Annotated in this window: 6 protein-coding genes and 1 tRNA gene; 5 read left to right on the forward strand and 2 right to left on the reverse strand. The window is 47.1% G+C overall.

What is annotated here, in order from left to right; all coding sequences use genetic code 11:
• Positions 1 to 436: 436 nt before the first annotated feature.
• Positions 437 to 670 (forward strand): hypothetical protein, encoded by a 234-nt coding sequence (locus NDI33_RS27650; protein WP_190410030.1) that lies wholly within the window; start codon positions 437 to 439, stop codon positions 668 to 670.
• 4 nt (positions 671 to 674) lie between these two features.
• Here the strand turns inward: NDI33_RS27650 and mazG are convergent, their stop codons facing one another.
• Positions 675 to 1,532, reverse strand: coding sequence for a nucleoside triphosphate pyrophosphohydrolase (gene mazG / locus NDI33_RS27655; RefSeq protein ID WP_190675692.1), 858 nt, complete (start codon positions 1,530 to 1,532; stop codon positions 675 to 677).
• 28 nt (positions 1,533 to 1,560) lie between these two features.
• The gene (locus NDI33_RS27660; RefSeq protein WP_190675694.1) at positions 1,561 to 2,175 is read right to left on the reverse strand and encodes a metal-binding protein; all 615 of its coding nucleotides are present in this window, start codon (positions 2,173 to 2,175) and stop codon (positions 1,561 to 1,563) included.
• A 91-nt stretch (positions 2,176 to 2,266) separates the two neighbouring features.
• On the opposite strand from NDI33_RS27660, the gene NDI33_RS27665 reads away from it, so the two are divergent.
• The 4 genes from NDI33_RS27665 (at position 2,267) to NDI33_RS27680 (ending at position 5,057) form a co-directional block, all read left to right on the forward strand.
• Positions 2,267 to 2,339, forward strand: a tRNA-Val gene (locus NDI33_RS27665).
• Positions 2,340 to 2,384: 45 nt separating this feature from the next.
• Entirely contained in the window at positions 2,385 to 2,618 is a 234-nt protein-coding gene (locus NDI33_RS27670; RefSeq protein ID WP_190675695.1) for a hypothetical protein, read from the forward strand.
• Between the two features lie 40 nt (positions 2,619 to 2,658).
• On the forward strand, positions 2,659 to 3,150 hold the full coding sequence (locus tag NDI33_RS27675; protein ID WP_190675697.1) for a hypothetical protein: 492 nt from the start codon (positions 2,659 to 2,661) through the stop codon (positions 3,148 to 3,150).
• 128 nt (positions 3,151 to 3,278) lie between these two features.
• Positions 3,279 to 5,057, forward strand: coding sequence for an NACHT domain-containing protein (locus NDI33_RS27680; protein WP_190675699.1), 1,779 nt, complete (start codon positions 3,279 to 3,281; stop codon positions 5,055 to 5,057).
• The last annotated feature ends 370 nt before the right edge of the window (positions 5,058 to 5,427 follow it).

Genomic DNA, 5,427 nt, shown 5'->3' on the forward strand with positions numbered 1-5,427 from the left:
AATCATCGACGTGGCAAAACAAAGCTTCTAAACTAAGCATGGGCGGGTAGATACTTGAGAACTCAGCACTTTCAGCGTATCTGCTCCGCCCTTTTTTATCCCGAACTCACGTTATCAAGGTAGCGGAGAGACCCAAAAAGCGATCGCGCTTGGTTTTGTCTTCCCATCCCTGTTCTAAATTTCGGAAATTTTCTTCATCCAACCTGTAGTTTCAAAAAGGGCGAACACTGCAAGCGCACGGTTCGCCTTCTTCTTGGTGCTGAGGAACTCAAAGCAGCAAACCAGGTGCTAGAAAATTTCATCGCAAATTTATATAAGTATTGTTTTCCTATGAAGAGTATATGAAGTTACATAGATTCAGTATTTTGACGGAAGATAATCGAATCCAATGACCTCTAAGTTAAGTAAAGAACAGTCAGGAAGTGGGCTTCAGAAAATGAGTGCAGTTTCAAAAAATGGGTGGGATTCCTGGAGAATGGCATCAATCGCGATCGCTCGGAATTCAAGAGCATTGGAACAGCTATCGGAGAAACTTACTTCAAAGTACACAGATTCAGAGATGGCTGGGATATGGCGGCAGGCACGGTTGGTGCTAGCAGAAGAAGATGAGTGCTGGCTGGAAGAAGAACTGTATCGCATCCTGATTCAGGATTCCCAAATCGCGGCTTAAAAATTTAGCGTTCCTGGTTTAATTCGCCCGAAGCTGCTAACTGAGTTTTCGCTTGTTGCCAAAGCGTTTCCAACTCATCTAATGTGTAATCAGAGAGGGGACGGTCGGCAAAAGCCTCCATTTTTTTCAGACGCTGAATAAATCGCTGATTCGTTCCCTGTAAAGCTTCTGAAGGATCGAGATCGTACCAACGGGCAAGATTAATCACTGTAAATAATAAATCTCCCAGTTCCGCTTGCTGATGGGCTTCGTCTTCCTGTTGCAGTGCCTCTTCAAATTCTGCTAACTCTTCGTGAAACTTCGCCCACACGCCCTCAATATTCTCCCACTCAAACCCAGCCGCCGCAGCTTTTTGAGAGATTTTCATCCCCGCCATCAGTGGTGGCAATGTGCGAGAATAACGAGTCAGTTTGCGACTTAGCTGTTGCGCGTCTTGAGTCGTTTCTCCTTTTTCTGCGGCTTTGATTTTCTGCCAATTTTCGTGGACTTCCTCCGCAGTTTCGACTTCAACCTCTCCAAAGACGTGAGGATGACGGCGGATCAGCTTTTGAGTAAGCCCCTGAACGACATCGGTTAAGCTAAATTGCCCGGATTCGTTGGCAATCTGCGCTTGCAGCACCACTTGTAGCAATAAGTCCCCCAGTTCTTCAGCGATCGCATCTTTATCCCCAGTGCGAATCGCATCTACCACTTCATAAGCTTCTTCGATGACATACGGGGTAAGCGTTTGGGGAGTCTGCGCTAAATCCCAAGGACAACCCCCATTCGGCGATCGCAACTGGGCAACAACCTCAATCAACTGTTGCAGGGCTTCTAGTGCAGTTTGAGGTATGGGATGAGCAGATTCTGGGGAATTCAACATAAACGAAAATTCAGTTTGTCTTTCGATCTTACCTTCGCGTCCTCTGCGTCTTGGCGGTTGGTTTCTTGACTCTACGCTGATTCGATGCGCCCATTCGCTTCCGAGTCTTCACCCGCTTAGGCATTACCGCCTTCAATCCACTTTTTTTAAACCGCTTGTAGGCAGAACCCCCCCAGTCACTGAAAGAGTGACTCATCGCACCCAATTCCAAACCCACAAACAGCGCTATCGATTCAGATGGGTATTGAGTCAGCGATCGCTGCACCTGATTCGCTATCATCTGCCAAGTCCACCCGACACCCCAGACTAGCTGTAGCATCCCCAATATCAACAATCCCACCAGAAAGACCCAGCAAGAGAGATAGAGCGATCGCACGATTGTCCCAATTGCTAACCCGTGGGAAAAAACCGAGCGGTGACGTAAACACTTCTGGTAGGGTATCCAAATCCACCGCAACCAGCCCCAACGCTGATAAGGACGGGAGTTTAGATCCAAGTCTGGGCTAAACATCAGCCCGCTGAATAAAAATCCTCCGGAAACAATTAACGTCAGATCGCCGCTGCGAGTCAGCCCGAACGTCATGCCAGCCACCCAAGGCAGGCACCATAAAGTAATGCGATCGTGCGTCCGACCAGAGGGCATCCGTTAAAATTTGAGATTTTTTAAAATTTATTCTGTTTGAATAGTAGCAGCAGCAGCGTAATCTGCTATTATCTAAAAAGTGTCTGAATTTGGGCGGTTAGCTCAGTTGGTAGAGCGCCTGCCTTACAAGCAGGATGTCACTGGTTCGAGTCCAGTACTGCCCATTAAAATTGTATAGTGACTAATTATCTGTCGTTGGTGACAGATTAATGTCATTGAGCCACATTCAGCTTCATCCAGATTCGTTTGGAGAAGCGAAGGGATGCGAGAATCTCGTCATCACAATAGCACATTATGGAGCCGAACGATTGGGGTCGCCTGTTGTGCTGTCTTCGAGCGATCGCATCTATAAGCGCCGACAACAGAATTTGGCAAGCTTTGGGCAACAGAGGCATCCCAATCTCCATGAAGACATTGCAGACATTATGGAGTCGATAGAGTAAAACCGAAATAATGGTTTTAACGTTCTGGAGTCTACGTAGTATGTCGAGCGCTCGCCTGCGCCAAGTTGAAAAAAATTTGACCCGTTTACGTGAGCAATTGGCAGGGAAAGAAGATACATTGACGACGATCGCTCCAGAAGAACGGGTTCGGATCAAGCAGCAGATTGCCGATTTGAAGGCAGAGATGCAGCCGTTTGAAAAAGAATATTGGCAAATTTTGGCGGACGAGTCAGCGACAGTTGCTATCTCAGAGCCAGTGCCAGAAGTCGTCGTTGCTGAAATTGTAGAACAGGCGGGGCAACTGCAAACCAGCCAGGAATATTCTGATGAGGTGCTGGAATGGCTACAGAAAATTCACACCGAAGTGAGCAAACCGGGAGCATCTGCGGCGGCTAAATTAAAGGGGGCGCTGTCGCTATTGCCGCCGTTTGTTAATCTGTCCTACGAGGCAGAGTTAGATACAGAGAACTTTTTGTGGACGCATTTTCCGACGTTTATAAAGTGGGCTAAGGTACTGGCAAAAAAGTCGTAGCCCGCGATCGCCAACCAGGTCAAGGGGCAACGCCGAATTCAAGCACCCCACAAGCGAAACGGGAAGCATCCCAAGCGAAACTGCTCCAAGCCGTCGCAACAGAAGTACGGGAAAGGCTGGCACAGTCGTTGCATAATGCCGTATGGCTGACTCTGGGAATGGAGCAGCAGGACTATCGCGTGCAGCGTCCTTGGTCGGCAACAGTGGTACAACCATCCCAGTCCCCACTACCCTTGGCTGCCGGAACTCGAATTGTAGAGGTATTTGATCGCCCAGAACTTGCCCATCAATTGCTAATCCTAGGTGAACCCGGTGCGGGGAAGACAACAATGATGCTGGAGTTAGCAGAAGATTTGTTGCGACGAGCGATCGCAGACAAAGCGGAGCCAATCCCAGTGTTGCTCAGTTTGTCGTCCTGGAAAAATCCAAAGCAATCAATTTTTGAATGGCTAGTAGGCGAGTTGAAAGGGAAATATGGGATTCGTCAGGATTTGGCACAGCGATGGCTAAAAAACAATCAACTGCTGCCACTGCTGGATGGACTGGATGAAGTGGCACCCCAGCATCAAGAAGCTTGTGCAGTGGCTCTCAATGCCTGGTTAACGGGGGAACTGGACCAGCGACCTTGCGGCGTACTGATTTGCTGTCGGCGGGAAGAGTTTGAGCAAGTGGTGCGTCAACCGTTGAACCTGTATGGGGCAATCTATTTGCAGGCATTAACCGTTGAGCAAATTGAAGACTATTTTGCTCAGTTTGAGTTGCAGGATGTGTGGCAGACAGTGCAGCAGGATGAGGCGTTGCAGGAGTTGCTGACAAAGCCACTGTTTTTGTCAATGTTTGGTTTGGTGCAAAAGCAGGGAAAGTTTTCGCTCGACCATTGGCGATCGCGCACCACCTGCGAGCTTAAAATTGAGTATTTGCTCGATACCTATTGGGAAGCAGCGATCGCCCGTGAGTTGATTATTGACCCTAATGAAAAGCAACGGGGCATCCTCAGCAAAACTTACGGCACAAAGCCACTGCCACAGCGCCTGATAGTTCAGCGGGCATTGGTGTTTGCGGCAAAGGCGCTGGACAAAGAGTCACAAACAGAGCTTTTGATTGAGAGAATGCAGCCGTCTTGGCTACTAGAGAAACAGCAGAGAGAGTTTTATAAGTTACTGTTCATGCTGTTTTTTACATTAGTATTGGCAGGGGCTAGTTCCTTGGCTAGCAGAGTTTCCGAATGGTTGCCTCTCTTAGTAAGCACATTTCCCTGGTTGAGCTATTTCCTGACAATCGATAATATTACTCCGACTGAAAAGCTTCAATTTAATAAGAAACTTTTTTATTTTGAGAAAGAGAAATATGGGGTTTTAGTTATAGTTCTTAGTATAATTACGTGGATAATTGCCGGAATTGTTTTGCTTGTAGCTAGACTAGACGAGAAGTTGAGCTATTCTATGATAGTATTGCTTACTGGCATTGCAGTAAATATTTTCGTTGCTTGGCTGATTAAAAACATGAGAGCAGAAATTGACACTCAAACAACAGCCAATCAAGGAATAAAAAATTCTTGGAACAACATAGTTTTCTTCACATTATTTGTATTATTTTTATACTCTTTAATTGGTTTCGTTTATCAATTGAGAATTAGCTCATTCGCACATATAAAATTTCCACCTCAATTGTTTTTTACTTTCATCATCTACCTTACTGGGCTGGGATTTCTTGAAGGTGGGGGGAAGGCACTGCTTCAACATCTTGCCCTACGTCTCGTTCTCACTAGGAAAGGATACGCTCCGTTCCGCTACGACCTCTTGCTTAACTACTGCACTGAGCGTCTCCTGTTGCAGCGGATTGGTGGTCGCTATCGCTTCATGCACAAGCTCCTGCAAGATCACTTTGCCAAGATGGATTTGGAGTGAAAGGTTGCAGCAGTGTAAGGGGGCAATGGAGAACCTTAAAGTTGCGATCGCTCGCATTTGAGAAAAGGAAGGAATGCTATTGCAACTTTGACCGCATCTCTTGCCACGCCTCAATCTGCTGCTGTAATTGCTGTTCGGGCGATCGCGTTTTGCATGAGATGAGGGTGCGATCGCCTTCTGCCTCATGAGTGCGATCGCGATTAACCCAACACGAGAACAGCAGGATTCATCGGTTGAGGGCGAGTGGAGCTAATTTTAACGTGAGTTCGGGATAAAAAAGGGCGGAGCAGATACGCTGAAAGTGCTGAGTTCTCAAGTATCTACCCGCCCATGCTTAGTTTAGAAGCTTTGTTTTGCCACGTCGATGATT

Origin of the sequence: Trichocoleus sp. DQ-A1 (assembly GCF_039961955.1) — a bacterium.
In the GTDB taxonomy this organism is placed as follows: Bacteria; Cyanobacteriota; Cyanobacteriia; order Cyanobacteriales; family FACHB-T130; genus FACHB-T130.